This is a genomic window from Pseudonocardia bannensis (assembly GCF_012911875.1).
In the GTDB taxonomy this organism is placed as follows: domain Bacteria; phylum Actinomycetota; class Actinomycetes; order Mycobacteriales; family Pseudonocardiaceae; genus Pseudonocardia; species Pseudonocardia bannensis.
On the sequence record NZ_JAAXKZ010000059.1, the window covers coordinates 1 to 22,928 of the forward strand.

The 22,928-nt window shown below is 73.3% G+C and carries 24 protein-coding genes; 23 read left to right on the forward strand and 1 reads right to left on the reverse strand.

The annotated features are described in order from the left end of the window. From ftsY to HF519_RS16520, 8 genes are all read left to right on the forward strand, one after another. On the forward strand, positions 1–1,394 hold a 1,394-nt coding region (ftsY, locus tag HF519_RS16485), incomplete at its 5' end, for a signal recognition particle-docking protein FtsY (RefSeq protein WP_246244216.1). A 253-nt stretch (positions 1,395–1,647) separates the two neighbouring features. After that, the gene (locus tag HF519_RS16490; RefSeq protein WP_169413873.1) at positions 1,648–3,012 is read left to right on the forward strand and encodes an ammonium transporter; all 1,365 of its coding nucleotides are present in this window, start codon (positions 1,648–1,650) and stop codon (positions 3,010–3,012) included. Positions 3,013–3,015: 3 nt separating this feature from the next. After that, positions 3,016–3,354, forward strand: coding sequence for a P-II family nitrogen regulator (locus HF519_RS16495; RefSeq protein WP_169413845.1), 339 nt, complete (start codon positions 3,016–3,018; stop codon positions 3,352–3,354). A 116-nt stretch (positions 3,355–3,470) separates the two neighbouring features. Then, complete coding sequence (locus HF519_RS16500) at positions 3,471–5,816, forward strand: [protein-PII] uridylyltransferase (protein WP_169413846.1); 2,346 nt, start codon at positions 3,471–3,473, stop codon at positions 5,814–5,816. 44 nt (positions 5,817–5,860) lie between these two features. Next, positions 5,861–6,199, forward strand: a complete 339-nt coding sequence (locus HF519_RS16505) for a P-II family nitrogen regulator (RefSeq protein WP_169413847.1) — start codon at positions 5,861–5,863, stop codon at positions 6,197–6,199. A 126-nt stretch (positions 6,200–6,325) separates the two neighbouring features. Then, positions 6,326–6,916, forward strand: a complete 591-nt coding sequence (locus HF519_RS16510) for an AAA family ATPase (protein WP_169413848.1) — start codon at positions 6,326–6,328, stop codon at positions 6,914–6,916. 10 nt (positions 6,917–6,926) lie between these two features. After that, positions 6,927–8,468: a signal recognition particle protein gene (ffh, locus tag HF519_RS16515; protein WP_169413849.1), complete on the forward strand. Its 1,542-nt coding sequence runs from the start codon at positions 6,927–6,929 to the stop codon at positions 8,466–8,468. Next, the gene (locus HF519_RS16520; protein WP_169413850.1) at positions 8,465–9,565 is read left to right on the forward strand and encodes an amidohydrolase family protein; all 1,101 of its coding nucleotides are present in this window, start codon (positions 8,465–8,467) and stop codon (positions 9,563–9,565) included. Before ffh ends, HF519_RS16520 begins: the two co-directional genes overlap by 4 nt. A gap of 67 nt (positions 9,566–9,632) precedes the next feature. Here HF519_RS16520 and HF519_RS16525 read toward each other — a convergent pair whose 3' ends face one another. Then, entirely contained in the window at positions 9,633–11,621 is a 1,989-nt protein-coding gene (locus HF519_RS16525; RefSeq protein ID WP_169413851.1) for a hypothetical protein, read from the reverse strand. A 457-nt stretch (positions 11,622–12,078) separates the two neighbouring features. On the opposite strand from HF519_RS16525, the gene HF519_RS16530 reads away from it, so the two are divergent. The 15 genes from HF519_RS16530 (at position 12,079) to HF519_RS16605 (ending at position 22,927) form a co-directional block, all read left to right on the forward strand. After that, positions 12,079–12,897, forward strand: a complete 819-nt coding sequence (locus HF519_RS16530; RefSeq protein ID WP_169413852.1) for a CPBP family intramembrane glutamic endopeptidase — start codon at positions 12,079–12,081, stop codon at positions 12,895–12,897. Between the two features lie 207 nt (positions 12,898–13,104). Beyond that, positions 13,105–13,551: a 30S ribosomal protein S16 gene (gene rpsP, locus HF519_RS16535; protein ID WP_169413853.1), complete on the forward strand. Its 447-nt coding sequence runs from the start codon at positions 13,105–13,107 to the stop codon at positions 13,549–13,551. Continuing rightward, positions 13,548–13,787, forward strand: coding sequence for an RNA-binding protein (locus HF519_RS16540; protein WP_169413854.1), 240 nt, complete (start codon positions 13,548–13,550; stop codon positions 13,785–13,787). Before rpsP ends, HF519_RS16540 begins: the two co-directional genes overlap by 4 nt. Continuing rightward, positions 13,765–14,310, forward strand: a complete 546-nt coding sequence (gene rimM / locus HF519_RS16545) for a ribosome maturation factor RimM (RefSeq protein WP_169413855.1) — start codon at positions 13,765–13,767, stop codon at positions 14,308–14,310. The genes HF519_RS16540 and rimM overlap by 23 nt, the downstream gene beginning before the upstream one ends. A 136-nt stretch (positions 14,311–14,446) precedes the next feature. Continuing rightward, a complete protein-coding gene (locus tag HF519_RS16550; RefSeq protein WP_169413856.1) occupies positions 14,447–14,662 on the forward strand; it encodes a helix-turn-helix domain-containing protein in 216 nt (71 codons plus the stop codon). Between the two features lie 14 nt (positions 14,663–14,676). After that, entirely contained in the window at positions 14,677–15,249 is a 573-nt protein-coding gene (locus HF519_RS16560) for a Clp protease N-terminal domain-containing protein (protein ID WP_211170124.1), read from the forward strand. 34 nt (positions 15,250–15,283) lie between these two features. Beyond that, the gene (gene trmD / locus HF519_RS16565; RefSeq protein WP_169413857.1) at positions 15,284–16,066 is read left to right on the forward strand and encodes a tRNA (guanosine(37)-N1)-methyltransferase TrmD; all 783 of its coding nucleotides are present in this window, start codon (positions 15,284–15,286) and stop codon (positions 16,064–16,066) included. A 150-nt stretch (positions 16,067–16,216) separates the two neighbouring features. Then, on the forward strand, positions 16,217–16,576 hold the full coding sequence (rplS, locus tag HF519_RS16570; RefSeq protein ID WP_169413858.1) for a 50S ribosomal protein L19: 360 nt from the start codon (positions 16,217–16,219) through the stop codon (positions 16,574–16,576). Between the two features lie 43 nt (positions 16,577–16,619). Further along, positions 16,620–17,960 (forward strand): signal peptidase I, encoded by a 1,341-nt coding sequence (lepB, locus tag HF519_RS32935; RefSeq protein ID WP_312860150.1) that lies wholly within the window; start codon positions 16,620–16,622, stop codon positions 17,958–17,960. A 56-nt stretch (positions 17,961–18,016) separates the two neighbouring features. Next, complete coding sequence (locus HF519_RS16580) at positions 18,017–18,769, forward strand: ribonuclease HII (protein WP_169413859.1); 753 nt, start codon at positions 18,017–18,019, stop codon at positions 18,767–18,769. After that, positions 18,766–19,089: a DUF2469 domain-containing protein gene (locus tag HF519_RS16585; protein WP_169413860.1), complete on the forward strand. Its 324-nt coding sequence runs from the start codon at positions 18,766–18,768 to the stop codon at positions 19,087–19,089. The genes HF519_RS16580 and HF519_RS16585 overlap by 4 nt, the downstream gene beginning before the upstream one ends. A 134-nt stretch (positions 19,090–19,223) precedes the next feature. Continuing rightward, positions 19,224–19,580: a YraN family protein gene (locus tag HF519_RS16590; RefSeq protein ID WP_169413861.1), complete on the forward strand. Its 357-nt coding sequence runs from the start codon at positions 19,224–19,226 to the stop codon at positions 19,578–19,580. After that, positions 19,580–21,088, forward strand: a complete 1,509-nt coding sequence (locus tag HF519_RS16595) for a YifB family Mg chelatase-like AAA ATPase (RefSeq protein ID WP_169413862.1) — start codon at positions 19,580–19,582, stop codon at positions 21,086–21,088. Before HF519_RS16590 ends, HF519_RS16595 begins: the two co-directional genes overlap by 1 nt. Next, the gene (gene dprA, locus HF519_RS16600) at positions 21,085–22,356 is read left to right on the forward strand and encodes a DNA-processing protein DprA (RefSeq protein WP_169413863.1); all 1,272 of its coding nucleotides are present in this window, start codon (positions 21,085–21,087) and stop codon (positions 22,354–22,356) included. The genes HF519_RS16595 and dprA overlap by 4 nt, the downstream gene beginning before the upstream one ends. A gap of 136 nt (positions 22,357–22,492) precedes the next feature. Then, a complete protein-coding gene (locus tag HF519_RS16605; RefSeq protein WP_169413864.1) occupies positions 22,493–22,927 on the forward strand; it encodes a glycosyltransferase family protein in 435 nt (144 codons plus the stop codon). Position 22,928: the final 1 nt, after the last annotated feature.

The window sequence follows — 22,928 nt, forward strand, 5'->3', positions numbered from 1 at the left end:
CGGTGGAGCGGCCCGCGCCGCCCACGGTGGAGCCGGTGCCCCCGGCCGCGGAGACCGCCCCGCCGGTGGAGCGACCGGCGCCCCCGGCTCCGACCGCTCCGCCCCCGGCGCCCGAGCGTGCGGCGCCGCCGGTGGAAGCTGCGCCTCCGGCTGCGGAAACGGCGCCGCCCGTCGAGAAGCGCCCGGCTGCGGAAACGGCGCCGCCCGTCGAGAAGCCCCCGGCTGCGGAAACGGCGCCGCCCGTCGAGAAGCCCCCGGCCGCGGAAACGGCGCCGCCCGTCGAGAAGCCCCCGGCCGCTGAGACGGCACCCCCCGTCGAGAAGCCCACGCCTCCCGCCGAGACTCCGGTCGCTCCGCGACCGGCGCCGCCGGCCCCGGCCCCGGTCGTGGAGGAACCGCCCTCGACCAACGGCTCGGCGCCCGCCGCGGCGACCGTCGCCCCGGAGGCCCCGCTCGCACCCGTCGAGCCCATCTCCCCGCCGGAAGGGCGCCTCGAGCGGTTGCGCGGCCGGTTGTCGCGATCCCGCTCGAGTTTCGGCCAGAGTCTGCTCGGCCTACTCGGCGCCGGTGAGCTGGACGAGGAGTCGTGGGAGGACGTCGAGGCCACCCTGCTGCAGGCCGACCTCGGCCCCGAGATGACCATGGAGCTCGTCGAGACCCTGCGCACCGAGCTGGCGGCCCGCGGCGTCCGCACGCCCGAACAGGCCCGCCAGTTGCTCCGTGAGGTGCTGACCGACGCCCTGCGCGCGGACCTGGACCGCTCGGTGCGGGCCCTCCCGCACAGCGGGCGACCGGCGGTCCTGCTGGTCGTCGGGGTGAACGGCACCGGCAAGACGACCACCACCGGCAAGCTGGCCCGCGTGCTGGTGGCCGGCGGCCACCAGGTCGTCCTGGGCGCGGCCGACACCTTCCGCGCCGCCGCCGCAGACCAGCTCGCCACCTGGGGGGAGCGGTCCGGTGCCGCCGTCGTGCGGGGTCCGGAGGGCGGCGATCCGGCCAGCGTCGCCTTCGACGCGGTCAAGCGTGGGGCCTCCGACGGGGCCGACGCCGTCCTGCTCGACACCGCCGGACGGCTGCACACCAAAACCGGCCTGATGGACGAGCTGGGCAAGGTCAAGCGGGTCGTGGAGAAGCAGGCCGAGGTCGACGAGGTACTGCTCGTGCTCGACGCCACCACGGGCCAGAACGGGCTCATGCAGGCCAGGGTGTTCGCCGAGGTCGTCGACGTGACCGGCATCGTGCTCACCAAGCTGGACGGCACCGCGAAGGGCGGGATCGTCTTCCGGGTGCAGCGCGAGCTCGGCGTCCCGGTGAAGCTCGTGGGCCTCGGTGAAGGCCCCGACGATCTCGCGCCGTTCGAACCGGCGGCGTTCGTGGACGCGCTGCTGACCTGACCCTCTTCCGGCCGGGTGCGCCGTCGAATCTCGTCGGAGCACCCGGCCGCCCATATCGCACGGATGCGGTGAAAACCGCCGATTCGCCACCGGGTCCGGTGGCGCGGTAACTCGCTCGTAACCCACGGGCGGGGCGCGTTCATCACGCGGAAACAGCAGGCGCCCGCGACCGAAACATGGCGCTCCGACCATTCCCGCAACACACCTTGCCGCCCAGCATGCGGCGTGAACGGGAGGGAGTTCCGTGGACGCGTTGAACAACGGCGATACCGCGTGGATGCTCGCCAGCACCGCGCTGGTGCTGCTCATGACGCCAGGACTGGCGCTCTTCTACGGAGGCATGGTCCGCAGCAAGAGCGTCCTGAACATGATGATGATGAGTCTCGGCGCGATGGGTCTCATCGGTGTTCTGTGGGTGCTCTACGGCTACTCGATGGCCTTCGGGAACGACGTGGGCAGCGGTCTGCTGGGCAACCCGGCCGAGAACGCCGGCCTGCAGGGCCTTTTCGTCGGCACCTATACCGGTGATTCGCCCGACTACCCGCTGTCCGGATCCATCCCGGCGCTCGCATTCGTCGGATTCCAGGCCACGTTCGCGATCATCACCGTCGCCCTCATCTCCGGTGCGGTCGCCGATCGCATGCGTTTCGGCCCGTGGCTCCTCTTCGCCGGGATCTGGGCGACCATCGTGTACTTTCCCGTCGCGCACTGGGTGTTCGCCTTCAGCAGCGCGGACGGCTCGGTCGTCGGCGGCTGGATCGCCAACGACCTCAAGGCGATCGACTTCGCCGGTGGCACCGCCGTGCACATCAACGCCGGTGTCGCGGCGCTCGCCCTGGCGATCGTCATCGGCAAGCGCCGTGGTTGGCCGCGTGAGGCCATGCGGCCGCACAACCTGACGCTGGTCATGCTGGGCGCCGGTCTGCTGTGGTTCGGCTGGTTCGGCTTCAACGCGGGCTCCGCCCTGGGCGCCAACGGCACCGCGGCGTTCGCGCTGGTCAACACGATCGTCGCCACCAGTGCCGCGATGCTCGCCTGGCTGCTCGTCGAGCGGATCCGCGACGGCAAGCCGACCAGCCTCGGTGCCGCGTCCGGCATCGTCGCGGGTCTGGTCGCCATCACCCCGGCCTGTTCCTCGGTCTCGCCGCTGGGCGGGATCGCGATCGGCGGCATCACCGGCGCGCTGTGCGCCCTGGCCGTCGGCCTGAAGTACCGCTTCGGCTACGACGACTCGCTCGACGTCGTCGGGGTCCACCTCGTCGGTGGTCTCGCCGGCACCGTGCTCATCGGCTTCTTCGCCGACCCGGGCTCGCCCGCCGCGGTCGCCGGCCTGTTCTACGGCGGCGGGGTCGACCAGTTGTGGCGCCAGGTCGTCGGGGCGCTCGCGGTCCTGCTCTACTCCGGCATCGTCACCGCGATCATCGCGCTCCTCGTCAAGGCCGCCATCGGCCTGCGGGTCACCCCGGAGGCCGAGGCCACCGGCATCGACGAGACCGAGCACGCCGAGACCGGCTACGACTTCTCCAGCCTGCGCGGTGGCGGCGGCCTCGGCACCGCCCGCCCGCCCGTCACGCGGACGCCCGGCCAGGTTCCGGCCACCGCAGGCAAGGAGAGCTGACCCATGAAGCTGATCACGGCGATCGTGAAGCCGTTCGTGCTGGAGGACGTCAAGGCAGCCCTGGAGCAGATCGGGGTGCTGGGCATGACGGTCAGCGAGGTGCAGGGTTACGGCCGGCAGAAGGGCCACACCGAGGTCTACCGGGGTGCGGAGTACTCCGTGGACTTCGTGCCGAAGGTCCGGGTGGAGGTCCTCGCCGACGACACCCTCGCGGACAAGGTGGTCGACGCCGTCGTCGAGGCCGCGCGCACCGGCAAGATCGGTGACGGGAAGGTCTGGGTGACCCCGGTCGAGACCGTGGTCCGGGTCCGCACCGGCGAACGCGGCGCCGACGCGATCTAGATCCGGCCTGTCCCGGGGCCCGCTGTGCTGATCTCGTCGGCACGGCGGGCCCTGGATCGTTCGGCAGATCTGCACAGTTCGTCCGGTAGGACCGGTACGAGGGGGAGCGCTCGGGGATGACGGTGAGGTCCGGTTCGGCGGACGACCTGGTCCGCGCGAAGCGCGTGCTGCTCGAACCGGCGAACGGCAAGCGGCGACTCGGTCCGGAGGGGCTGCGCACGGCACTGGTCGACCTGCACGACTTCTGGCTGTCCTCCCGTGCGACCGCGATCGGGCTGACCGACCGGGTCTCGCTCATCGCGGTCGGCGCCCTGGGCCGCCGGGAACTGGCCCCGTACTCCGATCTCGACCTGGTCCTGCTGCACGACGGCCGCCGCGACGTCGAACGGCTGGCCGAGCTGATCTGGTACCCGCTGTGGGACGCCGGCATCGGTCTGGACCACGCGGTGCGCACCCCCGGTCAGGCCGTCCAGGTGGCGGCGACCGACCTGCGCGCCGCGTTCGGGCTGCTCGAGGCCCGGCACATCGCGGGTGATCCGGCGCTGTCGGACAAGGTGCGCGCGGCCGTCCGGCAGGCGTGGCGGGCCGGCATCCGGAGCCGCTTCGACGAGATCGCCGACAGCGCGGCGCAGCGCTGGGCAAAGGTGGGCGACGTCGCGCACCGCGTCGAACCGGACCTGAAGAACGGGCACGGCGGGCTGCGCGACATCCAGCTGATCGATGCGCTCGCGGCGGCCCAGCTCGTCGACCGCCCGGCCGGTGCGGTCGCCGAGGCGCGGGCGCTGCTCCTCGACGTGCGCACCGAGCTGCACCGGTTGGCCGGCCGGGCCCGCGACGTGTTGCGGGCCCAGGACGCCGACGAGGTGGCCGCGGTGCTGGAGCTGGGCGACCGGTTCGAGCTGGCCAGGGCCCTGTCCGGGGCGGCCCGCGCGGTCGCGTTCGCGGCCGAGGTCGGGCTCCGCTCGGCCCGCGGGGCGCTGCCCCGCCGCGGGCTGGCCGCACTGCGTCGGGCTCCGGTGCGCCACCCGCTCGACTCGGGCGTCGTCGAGCACGCGGGCGAGGTGGCGCTGGCCCGGGACGCCGCCGCGCCCCGGGACCCGGCGCTGGTCCTGCGGGTCGCGGCGACCGCCGCACGGACCGGTCTCCCGGTGGCCGCGGGCACCCTGCACCGGCTTGCCGAGACCGCACCGGAGCTGCGCGAACCCTGGCCGCGAGCCGCGCTGGGTGAGCTGCTCTCGCTGCTGGGCGCGGGCCGGGGCATGGTCGACGTCGTCGAGGCGCTGGACCGGACCGGGCTGTGGGGCAGGCTGTTCCCGGAGTGGGGGGCGGTCCGGGACCTGCCGCCGCGGGACCGGGCGCACGTGTGGACCGTCGACCGGCATCTCGTCGAGGCGTGCGCGCAGGCGGCCCGGCTGACCACCCGGGTCGCCCGGCCCGATCTGCTGCTCATCGGGTCGTTGCTGCACGACGTGGGCAAGGGGCGGGACGAGGACCACTCGGTGGTCGGGGAGTCGCTGGCGGTGCACATCGGGCGCCGCCTCGGCTTCCCCGGCCCCGACCTCGCGGTGCTGGGCGCGATGGTCCGCCACCACCTGTTGCTGCCGCACACGGCGACCCGGCGCGACCTCGACGACCCGGCGACCGTCGCCCGGGTGGTCGACACCCTGGCCGGCAACGGACTGGTGCTCGACCTGCTCGAGGCGCTGGCCGAGGCCGACTCGCTGGCCACCGGGCCCGGGGTGTGGAGCCCGTGGAAGCGCACGCTCATCCGTGACCTGGCCGATCGCTGCCGATCGCTGATGGCGGGGGAGCCGCTGCCGGTGCCGGGTCCGCCGAGCCGGCTCAGCCAGGAGCTGACCGCCGCGGTGCTCGCCGACGAGCGGCCCCAGGTGCGGGTGACGGAGGACGGCCCGCCGGCCACGGTCGTGATCGCGGTGCCCGATCGGCCGGGAACGCTGGCGGCCGCGGCGGGGGTCCTGGCGCTGCACTCGCTGGAGGTGCACGCCGCCGAGCTGCGCACCGCGGGGAAGGTCGCGGTGCACGAGTTCACGGTGTCACCGCGCTTCGGCGGGCTACCGGATCCGGCCCTGGTGCGGGCCGACCTCGTCCGGGTGCTCGACGGCTCACTGCGCCTGTCCGAGGCGCTGGCCCGCAAGGAGCGTGACTACGCCCCGGCGGCGCCGCCCGCCGAGTCGGTCCCGCCGCCGCGGGTGCTGTGGTTCGACGACGAGGCCAGCGGGGCGGTGGTGCTGGAGCTGCGCGGGACCGACCGGATCGGCCTGCTGCACCGGGTCGCCGCGGCGCTGGAAGGCTGCGGGGTCGACCTGCGGTGGGCGCGCGTCGCCACCCTGGGCGCGTCCGTGGTCGACTCCTTCGGCGTGGCAGGCCCCGGCGCCGACGGCGCGCTGCCGCGGGGAGAGCGGCGGCGGGTCGAGCAGGCGGTGCTGGCGGCGGCGCGCTGAGCTCGCCCGATCGTCCCCGACATGACGCAGGAGGAGAACCGGACATGAGGCTGATGACCGCGATCGTCAAGCCGTTCGCCCTGGGTGACGTCAAGGCCGCGCTGGAGCGCCTCGGTGTGCTCGGCATGACGGTCAGCGAGGTCCAGGGTTACGGCCGGCAGAAGGGCCACACCGAGGTCTACCGGGGCGCGGAGTACGCCGTCGACTTCGTCCCGAAGGTCAAGATCGAGGTTCTGGTGGACGACGAGGTGGTCGACAAGGTGATCGACGCCGTCGTGCACGCGACCCGCACCGGCAAGATCGGCGACGGCAAGGTCTGGACCACGCCGGTCGAGACCGTCGTCCGGGTACGGACGGGTGAACGCGGTTCCGACGCGATCTGAGCCCGTTCCGGCGAGCCGGGTGTTTTCAGCGAGGTGGCCTCACTGCGATCGAGTCGGAGCAAGGCCACCTCGCTGCGGCGGGACGGCGGAGTGGAACGAAGCGTGTCGGCGAAACGTTCCCTGATCATGACCCTTGCCGTCGCACCCACCGGCCCGGTGCGTCTCTCCGTGCCCGGCCGGACCCTGGTGCTGGTGGCCGGTATACCCGGCGCCGGCAAGTCCACGCTCCTCGCGGGTGTGACCCCCCGCCCGGGCCTGGCTGTTCTGGACTCCCAGCGGTACCGCGACGTGCTGGCCCGCCGGCTGCCGCCCGGGACGCCCTATCGTTGCTACCGCCCGCTCGTGCACCTGCTGCACCGGCTCGCCATCGTGCGGGCCGCGCTGCTGGGTGCCGCCACCGTGCTCGTCCATCTGCCCGCGACCGGGGCGGTCCTGCGCACCGCGGTGATGGTGCTCGCTGTGGTGACCGGGCGGGCGGCCCACCTCGTGTGGTTCGACGTCGATCCCGCCGACGCCCTGTGTGGCCAGTCCGAACGCGGGCGGTTGGTGCGCTCCGGCTCGTTCGCCCGGCACGCGCGGCGGGCCACCCGGGTGGCCCGGCGACTGCGATCGGGAGAACGCCCGCCGGGCTGGGCGGACGTCGTCGTGCTGGGCCGTTCGGCGGCCCGTCGCGGGCTGATCCTGGACACCGACACACCGGTGGACGAGCACAAGTAGTCTCACAGGGGTGTTCGACACCCTCTCCGAGCGTCTCACCGCGACGCTGCGCGACCTGCGCGGCAAGGGCCGGTTGTCCGACGCCGACATCGATGCCACCGCGCGGGAGATCCGCATCGCGCTGCTCGAGGCCGACGTCGCGCTGCCGGTCGTCCGCACCTTCATCGCGAAGGTCAAGGAGCGGGCCAAGGGGGCCGAGGTCTCCGGGGCGCTGAATCCCGCCCAGCAGGTCGTCAAGATCGTCAACGAAGAACTCATCGGCGTCCTCGGCGGTGAGACCCGGCGGCTGGCCCTGGCCAAGGAACCGCCGAGCGTCATCATGCTCGCCGGTCTGCAGGGCTCCGGTAAGACCACGCTCGCCGGCAAGCTCGCGTTCTGGCTGCGCAACCAGGGGCACACCCCGCTGCTGGTGGCGGCCGACCTGCAGCGGCCCAACGCGGTCAACCAGCTGCAGATCGTCGGCGAGCGCGCCGGGGTCACCACGTTCGCGCCCGAGCCGGGCAACGGTGTGGGCGACCCGGTCGACGTCGCCCGCCGGGGCGTGCAGCACGCGCGCGACAAGATGTACGACATCGTCATCGTCGACACCGCGGGCCGTCTCGGCGTCGACGAGGAGCTGATGCGGCAGGCCGCCGACATCCGCGACGCGACCCGGCCGGACGAGACGCTGTTCGTCGTCGACGCGATGATCGGTCAGGACGCGGTGGCCACGGCCGAGGCGTTCCGCGACGGCGTCGGGTTCACCGGCGTGGTGCTCACCAAGCTCGACGGCGACGCCCGCGGTGGTGCGGCGCTGAGCGTCCGTGAGGTCACCGGGCAGCCGATCCTGTTCGCCTCCAACGGCGAGAAGCTGGCCGACTTCGATGTCTTCCACCCCGACCGGATGGCCAGCCGGATCCTCGGCATGGGTGACCTGCTCACCCTCATCGAGCAGGCCGAGCAGGTCTTCGACGCCGAGCAGTCGGCGGCCACCGCGCAGAAGATCGGCACCGGCGAGCTGACGCTGGAGGACTTCCTCGAGCAGATGCTCGCGATCCGCAAGATGGGTCCGATCGGCAACATCCTGGGCATGCTGCCGGGCGCCAACGCGGGCCAGATGAAGGACGCGCTCGCCCAGGTCGACGACAAGTCGCTCGACCGACTGCAGGCCATCATCCGCGGCATGACCCCGGCCGAGCGGTCCGATCCGAAGATCATCAACGGCTCGCGGCGGCTGCGCATCGCGAACGGCTCCGGGGTGACGGTCACCGAGGTCAACGACCTGGTCAACCGTTTCTTCGAGGCCCGCAAGATGATGAAGCAGATGGCCGGGCAGTTCGGTTTCGGCGGCGGGACGCGGCGGCAGTCCAAGACGCGCAAGGGCAAGAAGAGTGCCAAGGGTCGCAAGGGCCCGACGCAGCCCAAGGTGCGCGGTGGGATGCCGGGCGGGTTCCCCGACCTGTCGAAGATGCCGCCGGGGCTGCAGGAGCTGCCGCCGGGCCTGGGTGGCATGGACCAGCTGCCGCCTGGCTTCGACCCGTCGAAGCTGAACTTCGGCAAGAAGCCGCGTTGACGGCGCCGCAGATCCCCGCGGCCGGGTACCGACTGCGGGGCGTGCTGCTGCCCGGCGAGACCTCCGTCGAGTTGTACGTCGACGGGGCCGGCCGGATCACTGCAGAACCGCTGCCCGGCGCCGAGCCGCTGATCGAGGCGGGCTGGATCCTGCCCGGCCTCGTCGACGCGCACTGCCACGTGGGGCTCGGCCCCTCCGGCGCCGTCGAGCTCGACGAGGCCGAGCAGCAGGCCCGGACCGACCGCGACGCCGGGACGCTGCTGATCCGCGACTGCGGCTCGCCGGTCGACACCGCCCCGCTGCAGGTCCGGGACGACCTGCCGGAGATCATCCGGGCTGGTCGGCACATAGCCCGGCCGAAGCGCTACATCGCGGGGCTCCCGGTCGACGTCGATGATCCTGCGCTGCTGCCCGACGTGGTGGCCGAGCAGGCCGGTGTCGGCGACGGCTGGGTCAAGCTGGTCGGTGACTGGATCGACCGCGGTGTCGGCGACCTGGCGCCGTTGTGGCCCGACGACGTCCTCGTCGAGGCGATCTCCGCCGCGCACGCGGCCGGCGCGCGGGTCACGGCCCACGTGTTCGGCACCGACGCCCTGCCCGGGCTGATCAACGCCGGCATCGACTGCATCGAGCACGGCACCGGGCTGACCGACGACCTGATCGCCGAGATGGCCAGGCGCGGCACCGCGCTGGTCCCGACGCTGATCAACGTCGAGACGTTCCCCGGGATCGCCGATAGCGCGACGAAGTACCCGGTCTACGCCGCCCATATGCGCGACCTGCACCGCACCGCGGGCAACGTGGTGCGCCGGGCCGTCGAGGCGGGTGTGCGGGTGTTCGCCGGGACCGACGCGGGCGGCGGGATCCGGCACGGCCGCATCGCCGACGAGATCGCGGCGCTGCACGCCGCGGGACACACCGACGCCCTTGGTGCCGCCAGCTGGGCGGCGCGGGAATGGCTGGGGCGGCCCGGTCTCGACGCCGGGGCGCCGGCCGACCTGGTGGTCTACCGGGCCGATCCGCGGGTCGACCTGGCGACGCTGCGGGAGCCCGCGCTGATCATGCTGCGTGGACGGGTGGTGCACGCGGCGGGCTGACCGCCGGCCCCGGGACGTGCGGAGGGGCCCACCGCGAGCGCGGCGGGCCCCTCGTCCTGCTACCGGCCTAGCGGGTGGCCAGGGTCCCGGTGGCGGTACCGCCACGGGAGGACTGCACCAGGTACTGGGTCTGCAGACTGGTCGGGCCGGGCCGGACCCGCACCGACCAGGCTCCGGTGGTGTCGACGGGCGAGGTCCCGATCTTCACCCACGGCGCGGTCGCGTTGGGCCGGGTGTAGAGGACCACCACCGTGGCCGGGGTGAGGGCCCCGGTGTTCCCGGCGATCGTCGCCGTCCCGTCGACGCGCAGCTCGTTGCCCGTCCGGTGCCGGGCGTTGCCGATGGTCATCGTGTCCCGCGGGACGTCGATCGTGACCTGGGTGCTGGACGAGTTGGCGCCGTTGTTGGTGGTCGTCAGCCGGATGACTGCCGGCCCGGTCGGCTCGTTGCGCGGGGCGCTGTCGGAGGTGGCTGCCGCGAAGGCGACCGTGGCGGTCGGCTTGGCGATCTTCGGGTCGGAGAAGGTCACCGCGGGGCCGCTCACCTGGCTCCACTCGTACGTCGTGGAGTTGGTCGACTGGCTGCCGTCCAGGGTGAACGTGGCGCCGCGGAGCGCCGAGGTCGGCGTGGCGACGGCCTTCGCCTGCGGGGTGGCGTCGGCGGGAACCCCACCGCCCTCCGCGCACGGCGCCGGGTCGCAGATCGGACCGGGATCGGGTGCCGGGCTGGTGATCGGAGGCAGGCCGGGCGGCGACTCGGCGCCTCCGCTGACGGTCACCGGCGCGGTCGCGCTGCCGGTGGGCGAGGTGACCTTCACCGTCATCGGCGGGGCCACGGTCGGGATGACCGCGCCGTCTTGACCGACGGCGACGTCGTAGCCGCTCACGGTGAGTGGCTCGCCGGTGGCCGAGGTCGCCTTCACGCGCAGGGACGCTCCGTCGAAGCTCGCCTCGGTGATCGTGATGCCGCTGGTCCGGGTGACGTCCACGACGCTCGTGCTCACCGGGTCGTCACCGATGTTGCGGACGGTCACCTTGGCCGGCGGCGTGCCGTTCACCCTGACCCGGGCGTAGAACCGCTTCGACCCGGTGTCGGTGAGCATCGGGGTCGTCTTGACGACGGTGTCGTCGCCGACCACCTCGATGTCCCCGGAGTCGGCCTCGCTGGTCGCGAAGACGTCGAGGAACTCCCCGTTCAGGACAGCCGCGTCGGCCTGCACGCCCTTGTTCGTCTGCAGCTTGCCCTGCAGGGAGAACAGGTCGGTCTCCACGGTCTCGGCCGGACCGCCCGGCGCGTTGCCCACCACGTAGGACACCGAGAACTTGTTGAAGTCGAACGGGCTGCCGGTGACCGTGTGCTCCACGTCGGGGTTGCCGATGTATCCGGCCGGGGCGTCGGCGCCCCAGCTCAGGAACGGGCCCAGGTTGCCCTTGAGTGCGGTCTGGAAGTTGCCCGCGGCGGGCGAGATGTCCTCGGTGATACGGCCGGCACCGCTCTCGTCGGTGTCGACGTCGATCGCACCGTAGGGGTGCTTGAAGTGCAGTGTCGTGTTCGGCGGGAAGTCGCGCACGACGATGCGCTGGCGGGCGAAGGTGATCTGGTCGCCGTCGGTCACGGTGTTGGCGAAGGCGGCCTCGAGGCCGAGGGTGAGCGTCGCGCGGCCCGCGCCCGCGGCGGAGGTCAGCTGCGACCCCGCCAACATGTAGAAGGCCTCCTCGGGGAAGTTGTCCGGGAACGAGATCGGCATGGTCTCGTTCGGGACGTCGCTCGGCAGGAAGCCGCACAGCGGGTTGGTGTGGTCCAGGCAGAGCTCCAGACGCGTCCCCTTGCTGTCCTCGTACCAGGACGGGAAACCGTGGGCGCTGTTCACCGGCCCGACGGCGGTCAGTCCGCCCGGGTTCTTCGTCACCACGGCCGTGGCTGCGAGGGCAGCGGGCGCGGCGAGGACCGGCACGGCGAGCGCGGCGATCATCACCGCGAGCCGTCTTGTGGTGAGGCGGCGGAGCAACCCCCGCCGCGGTGGCGCTGCGGCGCCGTCGTGCACGGACCTGTCCATCCCATCTCCCAGGTGCCTGTACTGCCCCCCTCCGCCGGCCTGTCCAGGCATGCGGAGCTGATCCGCGCCGATGGTCGGTGAGTCCGGCTCGTCCGGGCAGCCGTTGGTGGGGGAGCGTGCAGCCCCTCAACTGAGGGGGCGTCAAGGGCCGGGTCGAGGGCCCGGCGCGTGCGCACCCGTCGTGGCCGAGCGCTGCGGCCGCGGCAGCCCAGGTAGCGTCGGAGCTGTGGGACCAGTGGATGGGCAGCAGGGCGCGACGTCCGGCAGTGGGGATGCCCGGGTATCCGAGCCGCGCCCGCAGGCGCTCGCGTCCGCCGACAACGTCACGACAGTTCCCGCCGCGCCCGTCGACTCGCCCGCCCGAGCCGGAGAGTCCGCAGATGCGGCTGACCCCGGCGCGCCCATGTCGCCGCAGGGTGACGTAACCGGGCAGGTCCCGCAGGGGCAGGCGGAATGGATGTCGGCCGCCCCGCCGCCGGGCCCCGCGCCCGTGCCCCCGCCCGGCTGGGGTCCACCGCCACCCGGCCGGGCCCCGCAGCCCCGCTGGGGCCTGCCGCCCTTCCCGCCGGAACCGCCGGCTCCGCGCAAGCCGCCGCACCGTTGGGGCTTCGGCGCCTACGTGCTGGTCGAGCTCATCTTCCTGGCCGTGTCGGCGCTGCTCGGCTGGTTGGTGCTGGGCCGCGGCCAGGTGACGATCGGCGCGCTGGCCCTCGGCCTCGCGGTTCCCACCATGATCGCGGCGGCAACGGCGTTGCTGATCACCCGGCTGCGCGGCAACGGCCCGCGGATCGACCTGGGCCTGGAGTGGTCGTGGCGCGACGTCGGGCTGGGCCTGGCGTTCGGCTTCGGCGGGCTCGTCATGACGATCCCGGCCTCGATCGCCTACGTGGCCATCCTCGGCCACGACACGTCGTCGGCCGTGGGGGACCTGTTCAACGGTGTCCGGGCCGGTCCGGGGGCCGCGATCGGCGTCTTCCTCATCGTGGTGTTCCTCGCTCCGCTGTGCGAGGAGATCGTCTACCGCGGTCTGCTCTGGGGGGCGATGGAGAAGCACGGCGCGGGCCGCTGGCTGGCGTTCGCGCTGACCACGCTGCTGTTCGCGCTGGCCCACTTCGAGTTCACCCGCACGCCGTTGCTGCTCATCGTCGCGATCCCGATCGGGCTCGCGCGGCTGTACACCGGTCGGCTGCTGGCCAGTGTCGTCGCGCACCAGATCAACAACCTGCTGCCGGGGCTGGCTCTGATGCTCGGGCTGCTCGGCGCCATCCCCATGTGAGCGGGCGCGGCGCGGGGCACGGTGCGGGGACAACCCGGCTCCGTTCGTCGGAGCGGCCGGCCATCTGGCAGAATGGCGGATCGGCCCCGCGGCTGGCCCTCTACCGTGCCGCGGCCACCAGACGTCGAGTGAAGCGCAGCCCGTAACCCCACGCGAGCCGCGCCGACTCATCGCAGCACGACCGATCCGCGAGGAGCAGTAAGAAGCGTGGCCGTCAAGATCAAGCTGATGAGGCTGGGCAAGATCCGTCAGCCGTACTACCGCATCGTCGTCGCCGACGCCCGCACCCGCCGTAGCGGCCGGGCGATCGAGACGATCGGCAAGTACCACCCGAAGAACAACCCGAGTCTGATCGAGGTCGACTCGGAGCGGGCGCAGTACTGGCTCGGTGTCGGCGCGCAGCCGACCGAGTCGGTCCAGAACCTGCTCGAGATCACCGGTGACTGGCAGAAGTTCAAGGGCCTTCCCGGTGCCGAGGGCCGGCTCAAGCCGCAGCCGCAGAAGGTCGACAAGCTGACCCGCTTCCAGGAGGCGCTGGCCGCGGCCGGCCAGGAGCCCACCACCGAGGCCACCACGCCGAAGAAGAAGGCCGACCGCCGGCCGAAGGCCGATGAGGCCGCCGACGGCGAGGCTGCCGAGGCCACCGAGTCGTGAGCGTCCTCGCGGACGCCCTGGAGCACCTCGTTCGGGGAATCGTGGATCACCCGGACGACGTGCGGGTGGATCTCGTCACCAACCGGCGCGGCCGCACGCTCGAGGTCCGGGTGCACCCCGAAGACCTCGGCAAGGTGATCGGCCGCGGAGGGCGCACCGCCACCGCTCTGCGCACCGTCATCGGTGGCATCGGTGGCCGAGGCGTACGGGTGGATGTCGTCGACACCGACCGGTAAGGGCGCTGAGCTGCTGGTCGGCATCGTTGCCCGACCGCACGGCCTGCGCGGCGAGCTCGTCGTCGAGGTGCGGACCGACTCTCCGGAGGAACGGTTCGCCCCCGGCTCCGTGCTCACCGCGCGCCGGGCCGGTGTTCCCGACGGCTCCGTGACGGTCGAATCGTCCCGGCCGCACTCCGGGCGGCTGCTCGTCCGGTTCGTCGAGGCCCCCGACCGCACCGCCGCCGAGGAGTTGCGCGGCACCCGGCTGCTCATCGCCGCGGCCGGGCTGCCGCCGCCGGACGACCCCGACGAGTTCCACGTCCACCAACTCGAGGGCCTGCGGGCCGAGCTGGAGAACGGATCCGTGGTGGGCACCGTCCGGGAGGTGATCCACGGGCCCGGTGGGGAGTTGCTCGTGCTGGCCCGCCCCGAGTTGCCCGACGCTCTGGTGCCGTTCGTGCAGGCCATCGTGCCGGCCGTGGATCTCGAGGGCGGCCGGGTCGTGCTCACCCCGCCCGAGGGCCTTCTCGACGCCGACTGACGGCGCCGCTTTCTCGTCACAGCAAGGTGGCTTTGCTCCGACCGGATCGGAGCAAAGCCACCTTGCTGCATTTCGGGGGTCGTCGGGGTGTCAACGGGGGTTGACAGCGAGCGGAGCGTCAACCATGGTTGACGCCATGACGGATGCGACGAAGGTGGCGGCGGCCGCGTCCAGCAGGGACCCGGCCGTCGGGCTGGCGGCGGTGGCGTCCCTGCGCGGACTGCTCGAGTCGCTGGAGGAGCTGCAGGTGGCCAACGCTCGCTCTCAGGGCTGGTCGTGGCAGCAGATCGCCCAGGTCCTGCAGGTCAGCAGGCAGGCTGTGCACAAGAAGTACCGGCGGTTCGGGTTCTAAGGGCGGAGGCGACGATGTTCGAACGGTTCACCGACAAGGCGCGGCGGGCGGTCGTGGCCGCCCGGGAGGACGCCCGCAGCCGGCGCGACGACATGATTCGCACCGAACACCTGCTCATGGGGCTGTTCGATGCGCCCGAGGCGCTGGCAGCCACGTTGCTCGGCGGGTACGGGGTCGACCGCACCGTGGTCGACGCCGAGATCGAACGGATGCGCCGCGCGGACCGGCCCGGCACCGACGCCGAGAAGCTCGCGATCCTGGGCATCGACCTGGACGAGGTGCGCCGGCAGGCCGATGAGGCGTTCGGCCCCGGTGCGCTGGACCGCACCCGGGCGGCCCGGGAGCGCGGCGGCCGACCCCGGGGCCGGCACATCCCGTTCCACCGGGCATCGAAGAAGGCGCTGGAACTGTCGTTGCGCGAGGCCCTGCGGTGCAAGCACAACCACATCGGCACCGAGCACATCCTGCTCGGGCTGCTGCACACCGAGACCGGGGCCGCGCAGCACATCCTCACCGCCCACGGCGTCACCCTGGACGGCGTGCGGGCCGCGGTGGCCGACCTGGGCCGCGGCGCGGCCAGCGGCTGAGACCGCTCCGAGGCGACCTGGGAGGATCCACCCGGTGCGGATCGACGTCGTCACCATATTCCCCGGATACCTGGCTCCGCTGCGCGAGGCGCTGCTCGGCAGGGCCATCGACGCCGGCCTGATCTCCGTGGCCGTGCACGACCTGCGCACCTGGACGCACGACGTCCACCAGGCCGTCGACGACGCGCCCTACGGGGGCGGGCCCGGCATGGTCATGCGGCCGCAGGTGTGGGGCGAGGCGCTGGACGCGGTGGTCGGGGACGTGCCGTCGGGGGAGGCGCCGCCCCGGTTGATCGTGCCCACCCCGGCCGGCCGTCCGTTCACGCAGGCCATGGCACACGAGTACGCGGCCGAGTCGCGGCTGGTGTTCGCCTGCGGTCGGTACGAGGGCATCGACCAGCGCGTCATCGACGACGCCGCGACGTGGATGCCGGTCGACGAGGTGAGCATCGGCGACTACGTGCTGGTCGGGGGCGAGGTGGCCGTGCTGGCGATCGTCGAGGCGGTGGCCCGGCTGCTGCCCGGGGTGCTCGGCAATCCGGCATCGGCGGAACAGGACTCGTTCTCCGACGGGCTGCTGGAGGGACCCGCCTACACCCGCCCGGAGACGTGGCGCGGACGCGCGGTGCCCGATGTGCTGCGCAGCGGCAACCACGGCGCGATCGCCCGCTGGCGGCGGGACCGGGCGCTGGAGCGGACCGCGGCGCGGCGGCCCGACCTGCTCGCCGCCCTTCCCCCCACCGCGCTGGACCGTGCCGACCGGGCCCTCCTGGACGCCCTGAGCTCGCCGGATCCGGGAGCGGATGCGCAGGACTGACCGGCCGATTTCGAACTCGCCGGGGCCGTCTGGCACTATGGACGGGTTGCCAGCGCCCGACGCACCCGTCGGGCCCGCCAGGCGCCACCCCCCCTCGAGTGGAGTGGTCGCCCCTGCATGACCGCAATCAGACGAGGACGGACCTGCGCGATGAACACCCTGGACGCACTGGACGCACAGATGCTGCGCTCCGACATCCCCGCCTTCCGGCCGGGTGACACGCTCAAGGTGCACGTGAAGGTCATCGAAGGCTCGCGGTCCCGGATCCAGGTCTTCCAGGGCGTGGTCATCCGCCGCCAGGGCTCCGGTGCCCGGGAGACCTTCACGGTCCGCAAGGTCTCGTTCGGCGTCGGCGTCGAGCGCACCTTCCCCGTGCACTCCCCGAACCTCGACAAGATCGAGGTCTTCACCCGAGGGGATGTCCGTCGGGCGAAGCTGTACTACCTCCGTGAGCTCCGTGGCAAGGCTGCGAAGATCAAGGAGAAGCGGGAGACCCCGAACGCGTCCTGACCATCACACTTTTGTGACGGGGCGGTGACGTAGCCTCGTGGGTGTGGCCTTACCCGAGCTCCCCGACGACCGCCGGGCCCAACCCCGGCGGTACGGCCCGGCGGCCCAGTCGCCCGGCCGGTTGGGGGCTCCCGGCCAGCAGCCGTTGCGGCGCGAGCCGCCCGGTCCGCCGCGCAACGGCCGCCCGCTCCCGCCCGTCAACGGGGTGCCCCTACCGGTCAACGGTGCCGTGCCCCGCAACGGGCACGCGCTGCGGGGCGGGCAGCCGCCCCGTGGCGGACGGCCCGACGTCCCGCCACCGCGCCGGGCGGGGCCCGAGGACCCGACGGAGGAGTTGCGGCGGCTGAGGCCGGCCGTGGACGAGACGTCGCCGGCCAAGACGCCGCCACCCGCGCCGGGTGGAGGGACGGGTGCCGCCACCCCGGGACGGCATCGCCGCCGTGCCGGCGAGTCTCCCGAGGGTCGCCCGGTCTCGTCCTACCAGCAGGCCGCCGATCGCTCCGGCGACAAGAGCCGCCCGCCTCGCACCGGGCGTCGCCGGCGGCCGACGTTCTGGAAGGAACTGCCGCTGCTCGTCGTGGTGGCGCTGGTGCTGACGTTCCTCATCCAGACCTTCCTGGCCAAGGTCTACGTCATCCCGTCGGGATCGATGGAGACGACGCTGCACGGCTGCACCGGCTGCAACAACGACCGGGTGCTGGTCGACAAGGTCAGCTACCGGTTCGGCGACCCACAGCCCGGTGACGTCGTCGTCTTCCGCGGACCCGACAGTTGGAGCAGCGAGATCGCGGTCAGCGAACCGGCCAGTCCGCTGGCCCGTGGCCTGCAGCAGTTCGGCTCACTGATCGGCCTCGCGCCGCCCGACGAGAAGGACTTCGTCAAGCGCGTGATCGCCGTCGGTGGGCAGACCGTGTCCTGCTGCGACTCGCGTAACCGCGTCATGGTCGACGGCGAGCCGCTCGACGAGTCCTACATCTACTACCTTCCCGAGGCCGGCCCGGCCCGGCAGATCCCCTTCGGGCCCATTCAGATCCCGCAGGGTGAGCTGTGGATGATGGGCGACAGCCGCAACAACTCCGCCGACTCGCGGGTGCCCGGCCACGGCCCGGTCCCGATCGAGAACGTCATCGGCAAGGCGCGGCTGATCGTGCTGCCGTTCGACCGGTTCAGCTGGATCGAGGCTGCGGATCCGCGGACCACCGCCGTCGGTATGCCCGCCGCGGACGACCCTGACAGTTCTCCGGCGCCTCTCGCCCTCGGGCTGCTCGGCACGCTGCCGATCGCCGTCGGTAGGCGCCGCCGGGCGCACTGGGAGGACGAGGTGACCGGTTTCCTGCCGTCCCGTCGTCGGTTGCCCGTGCGGCCCGGTCGGGCCCGGCGCTGACCGGAGGATCTGTGCCGGTACGTCCCAGTGGGCGCAAGCCCCGTATCCCGTCCGTCGTGCTACCGCCCGAGTGGCGGCCCGCGCGTGCCGTCGTCCGCCGTTCAGCGGGAAGCTGGACCCTGCAGAGCACGCTCGACCGGCACGGGCTCGGGCCCGTGGCCGGCGTCGACGAGGCCGGCCGGGGCGCCTGCGCCGGGCCGCTCGTGGTCGCCGCCTGCGTGCTGCGGCCGGGGGACGCCAAGCGGCTCGAGGGGCTCACCGACTCCAAGCTGCTCACCGCGGCGGCCCGCGAGGAGTACTTCCGGCTCATCACCCGGCGTGCCGCCGACCTGTCGATCGTCGTGATCCCGCCGGCGGAGGTCGATCGGCGTGGCGTGCATGTGGCCAACATCGAGGGCATGCGTCGCGCGGTCGCCGGGCTGGCCACCCCACCCGGTTACGTGCTCACCGACGGCTTCGCGGTGCGCGGGTTCGGCCGCCCGGCGCTGGCCGTGCCGAAGGGGGACCAGGTGGCCGCGTGTGTCGCGGCCGCCTCGGTGCTGGCCAAGGTCACGAGGGACCGGCTCATGGTGGAGCTGGACGCTCGCCGGCCCGAGTACGGGTTCGCGCTGCACAAGGGTTACTGCACACCGGTGCACGACGCGGCGCTGGCGGCGTATGGTCCCTGCCCCGAGCACCGGTTCTCGTTCGTCAACGTGTCCGCCGCGGCGACCGTCCCCGCCGCTGTCAGGTCCGCGACCACCCTGGTCCACAATGGGACGCTCACGCCGGTGGTGGGGCCGGAGGCCCGAGAAGGAGTACAGCTGTGAGCGCCGAGGATCTCGAGAAGTACGAGACCGAGATGGAGCTCACGCTCTACAAGGAGTACCGGGACATCGTCGCCCAGTTCTCCTACGTGGTCGAGACCGAGCGGCGGTTCTACCTGGCCAACTCGGTGGACGTCGTGCCGCGCAACTCCGACGGTGAGATCTACTTCGAGGTCCGGATGTCCGACGCCTGGGTGTGGGACATGTACCGTCCCGCCCGGTTCGTGAAGAACGTCCGGGTGCTCACGTTCAAGGACGTGAACATCGAGGAGCTCGACAAGCCCGACCTGCGGCTGCCCGAGGGCAACACGTTCGGGCCGTAGCCCTTACCGCGAGGCTCCGACAGTCTCGGCCTGCGCTCCCGCCGGCGGCGCTGGCTGTCCCCATCCGCTTCCGGCTGTCCACAGTCCAGCCGGTACAGCTGCCGCTCCGGCGGCCGGCTCACGATCGTGGATGCATGGCAGCCAAGGATGCGCTCGGCCGCCGCGGTGAGGACGTCGCGGTCGAATACCTGGAAAGACGCGGTCTGGTCGTGCTGTCCCGGAACTGGCGGTGCCGGGACGGGGAGCTCGACGTGGTGGCGACGGACGCGGACCGCCTCGTGGTTTGCGAGGTCAAGACCCGGTCCGGTACGGGGTTCGGTGAGCCGGCCGAGGCGGTGACGGGCCGCAAGGCCGCGCGCATCCGCCGGGTCACGCACGCGTGGCTGGCGGCGCATCGGGTGCGCTGGTGCGAGATCCGCTTCGACGTCGTCGCGGTCCTGCTCGAGCCCGGTCGGCCCGCCACCCTGCAGCACTACGAGGCGGCGTTCTGATGGCCGGCCTGGCGCGGGCCTGGTCGGTGGCCCTGCGCGGCGTCGACGGCCAGGTGGTCGAGATCGAGGCGGCCATCGGCGGTGGGTTGCCCGGCATCCATCTCGTCGGGCTGCCCGACGCGGCGCTGCACGAGTCGAAGGACCGGGTGCGCGCCGCGGTGGTCAACTCCGGGCGCGGGTGGCCCAACGAACGGATCGTGCTGGCGCTGTCCCCCGCGACCCTTCGGAAGACCGGATCGTCGTTCGACGTCGCCCTGGCGTGCTGCGTGCTCGCCGCCGGCGGTGCCGTCGGACAGCAGGCACTCGACCGCACGGTGCTGCTCGGCGAACTGGCGCTGGACGGGCGGCTGCGTCCGGTCCGCGGCGTGCTTCCGTGCCTGCTCGCGGCCCGGTCGGCGGGTCTGCACCGCGTCGTGGTCCCGGCGGCCACGCTGCCCGAGGCTGCGCTGGTGGACGGGCTCGAGGTCTTCGGGGCCGAGACGCTCAACGAGGTGCTCGGCTGGCTCGCCGGGGACGTCGCGTTGCGCCGGCCGGGGGCGGTGGTCGCCGGAGAGCGCGCCGCGCCGCCGGACCTCGGCGACGTCATGGGCCAGACCGACGCCCGGAACGCACTCGAAGTCGCGGCGGCCGGAGGGCATCACCTGCTCATGATCGGCCCCCCGGGGACGGGCAAGACCATGCTCGCTCAGCGGATCGTCGGCCTGCTGCCCGAGCTCGGCCCGGAGGCCGCACTTCAACTGGCCGCGATCCGGTCGGTCGCGGGCCGGTTGCCCGGCGACGGGCCCCTGAGCACCGTGGCGCCGTTCGTCGCACCGCACCACTCGACCTCGATGGCCGCGTTGATCGGGGGCGGGAGCGGGACGGCCCGGCCGGGCGCGGTCTCGCTCGCACACCGCGGCGTGCTGTTCCTCGACGAGTGCCCCGAGTTCGGGCCGCACCTGCTCGAGTCGCTGCGCACCCCGCTGGAGGAGGGCGAGGTCCGGTTGGCCCGAGCCGAGGGCACCGTCCGATATCCGGCGCGGTTCCAGCTGATCCTCGCGGCCAACCCGTGCCCGTGCGCCCCCGCGCGCGACCGCGACTGCATCTGCCCCGCCCAGGCCAGGCGTCGCTACCTCGGGCGGCTGTCCGGGCCGCTGCTCGACCGCGTGGACCTGCGGGCCCGGATGCAGCCGGTGACGGCGCTGACGGCCTCGGGCGATGGGGAGTGCACGGCGACGGTCCGCGCCCGGGTGCTCGCGGCCAGGGCAGCGGCCGCCGCCCGGTGGTCCGAACACGGGTGGCAGACCAACGCGGAGGTCCCGGGCCCGGCGCTGCGCACCCGGTTCGCGCTGCCGCGATCGGCCACCCGTCCCCTCGATGCCGGGCTGCGGGCGGGGGAGCTGACCGCCCGCGGGGCGGACCGCGCGCTTCGGGTGGCCTGGACGCTCAGCGATCTACAGGGGCTGGACCGGCCCCGGCGGGACACGGTCGAGAACGCCCTGTACTTCCGGGACCGGGGGGCGGCATGAACGAGCGGGCGAGCAAATGGTCGGCGCTGGGCGAGCGGGCGAGCGAATGGTCGGCGTTGGACGAGCCGGCGAGCGGATCGCCGGCGCTGGGCGAGCGGTCGAGCGGATCGCCGGCGGTGGCGGCCTCCGCCCCGGCGCCCGAGGTGGTGCGCGCGCGTGCCTACCTGTCCCGTGTCGCGGAGCCGCCGGCCGCGGCGCTGGCCGGTTTCGTCGAGCAGATGGGTCCCGTCGAGGCGGCGGACCGCGTCCGCCGGGGCGCCGTGCCGGAGAAGGTGGCGGTCGAGACGGCCGCCCGGCGCGGCGTCGACCGGGCCGAGGCCGACCTCACGGCCGCCGAGGCGGTCGGCGCCCGGCTGCTCGTCCCCGAGGACCCTGACTGGCCGCAGTGGCAGTTCGCGGCGTTCGCCCTCAGCGGGAGCGCCGACCTCGCCCCGCCGATCGCGCTGTGGACACGTGGACCGGGGCGGGCCGTCGAGGCGGGCGAGCGGGCGGTGGCGGTCGTGGGGGCCCGCGCGGCGACCGGATACGGCATGCACATCGCGGGCGACTTCGGCGCCGGCCTCGCCGACCGCGGGTTCACCGTCGTCTCGGGTGCCGCGCTGGGTATCGACGGGGCGGCCCATCGCGGGGCACTGGCTGTCGAGGGCCCGACGGTGGCCGTGCTCGCGTGCGGGATCGACCGCGCCTACCCGACCTCGCACACGGCGCTGCTGCGCCGCATCGCGGAGGTCGGCCTGGTGGTCACCGAGTATCCGCCGGGTGCGGTCCCGGCCCGGCACCGGTTCCTGGTCCGCAACCGTCTGCTGGCCGGGCTGGCCGGCGGCACTGTGGTGGTCGAGGCGGGGCTCCGCAGCGGGGCACAGCGCACGGCCGCCGACGCCCGGGCCCTCGGTCGGCTCGTCATGGCAGTGCCCGGTCCGGTCACGTCGGGCATGTCCGCCGGTTGCCACGAGCTGATCCGGGCCGGTGCCCTGCTGGTCAGCCGGGTGGAGGAGGTGCTCGAGACGGTCGGCCGGCTCGGCATCGATCTCGCCACCGAGCCGGCCCGGCCGGAGCGGCCGACCGACGGCCTGGACCCGGTCCAGGTCCTCGTGCTCGACGCGCTGCCCGCCCGTGCCGCGCGCGACATCCGCTGGCTGGCGCTGGAGGCGGGGGTGCCGGCCGAAGCCGTTCGTCCGGCCCTGGTCGAGCTGGAGCGCCGCGGGCTCGCGGAGTACCGGGAGGGCCGCTGGCAGCGCCCCCCACGGAAGCGCTCCGGTGGCGGCTGACGGTGTGGGCACCGTCACGGGCTCCAAGGGGTAGGAAACGGTCAACTCGGGAACGGAGCTCTCGGAACAAGAGGGGGAACCGATAGGGGCTCTCTTCCTCGGCCGGCTGGCACCGGTTGCACCGGAGAGGACGTGGTTGCTCAGCACCGACGCCGACACGACGGTGCCGAAGGACTGGGCGACCGCGCACCTGTGGTTCGCGCGCGATGGGGCGCACGGGGTGGCGGGGCTCGCCGACCTGCGCGGCCTGTCGCGGCTGTCGGCCGACGCGGTCGAGCGTTACCGCGCGGTCGTGGCGGGCGGGATGCACGGCAGCCGCCACGAGCACGCCTACGCGGCCGATCTCGGACTCCGGGCCGATGCCTCCCTCGCGGTCGGCGGTTTCCCGCGGGACGGGCACGGCGAGGACCACGGGCTGTGGCGCCGGATGGGTGCCGCCGGCTACCGCCTCGCCCAGCCGACCGACGTACGGGTGCGGACCAGCGCACGTCTCCGCGGCCGGGCCACCGGCGGGCTGGCCGACCCGTTGCGCTCGTTGCATCGACCCGCACCCCGGCGTGGCGGTGCTTGAC

Bases quoted from the DNA above. Each gene is read 5' to 3' on its own strand.
- rplS (WP_169413858.1), top strand. From the start codon at position 16,217: ATGAACACCCTGGACGCACTGGACGCACAGATGCTGCGCTCCGACATC.
- HF519_RS16510 (WP_169413848.1), top strand. From the start codon at position 6,326: ATGACCCTTGCCGTCGCACCCACCGGCCCGGTGCGTCTCTCCGTGCCC.
- HF519_RS16550 (WP_169413856.1), top strand. From the start codon at position 14,447: ATGACGGATGCGACGAAGGTGGCGGCGGCCGCGTCCAGCAGGGACCCG.
- rimM (WP_169413855.1), top strand. From the start codon at position 13,765: ATGTCGTCGACACCGACCGGTAAGGGCGCTGAGCTGCTGGTCGGCATC.
- HF519_RS16530 (WP_169413852.1), top strand. From the start codon at position 12,079: ATGTCGGCCGCCCCGCCGCCGGGCCCCGCGCCCGTGCCCCCGCCCGGC.
- HF519_RS16525 (WP_169413851.1), bottom strand. From the start codon at position 11,621: ATGGACAGGTCCGTGCACGACGGCGCCGCAGCGCCACCGCGGCGGGGG.
- dprA (WP_169413863.1), top strand. From the start codon at position 21,085: ATGAACGAGCGGGCGAGCAAATGGTCGGCGCTGGGCGAGCGGGCGAGC.
- HF519_RS16595 (WP_169413862.1), top strand. From the start codon at position 19,580: ATGGCCGGCCTGGCGCGGGCCTGGTCGGTGGCCCTGCGCGGCGTCGAC.
- HF519_RS16590 (WP_169413861.1), top strand. From the start codon at position 19,224: ATGGCAGCCAAGGATGCGCTCGGCCGCCGCGGTGAGGACGTCGCGGTC.
- HF519_RS16505 (WP_169413847.1), top strand. From the start codon at position 5,861: ATGAGGCTGATGACCGCGATCGTCAAGCCGTTCGCCCTGGGTGACGTC.
- HF519_RS16560 (WP_211170124.1), top strand. From the start codon at position 14,677: ATGTTCGAACGGTTCACCGACAAGGCGCGGCGGGCGGTCGTGGCCGCC.
- HF519_RS16495 (WP_169413845.1), top strand. From the start codon at position 3,016: ATGAAGCTGATCACGGCGATCGTGAAGCCGTTCGTGCTGGAGGACGTC.
- HF519_RS16500 (WP_169413846.1), top strand. From the start codon at position 3,471: ATGACGGTGAGGTCCGGTTCGGCGGACGACCTGGTCCGCGCGAAGCGC.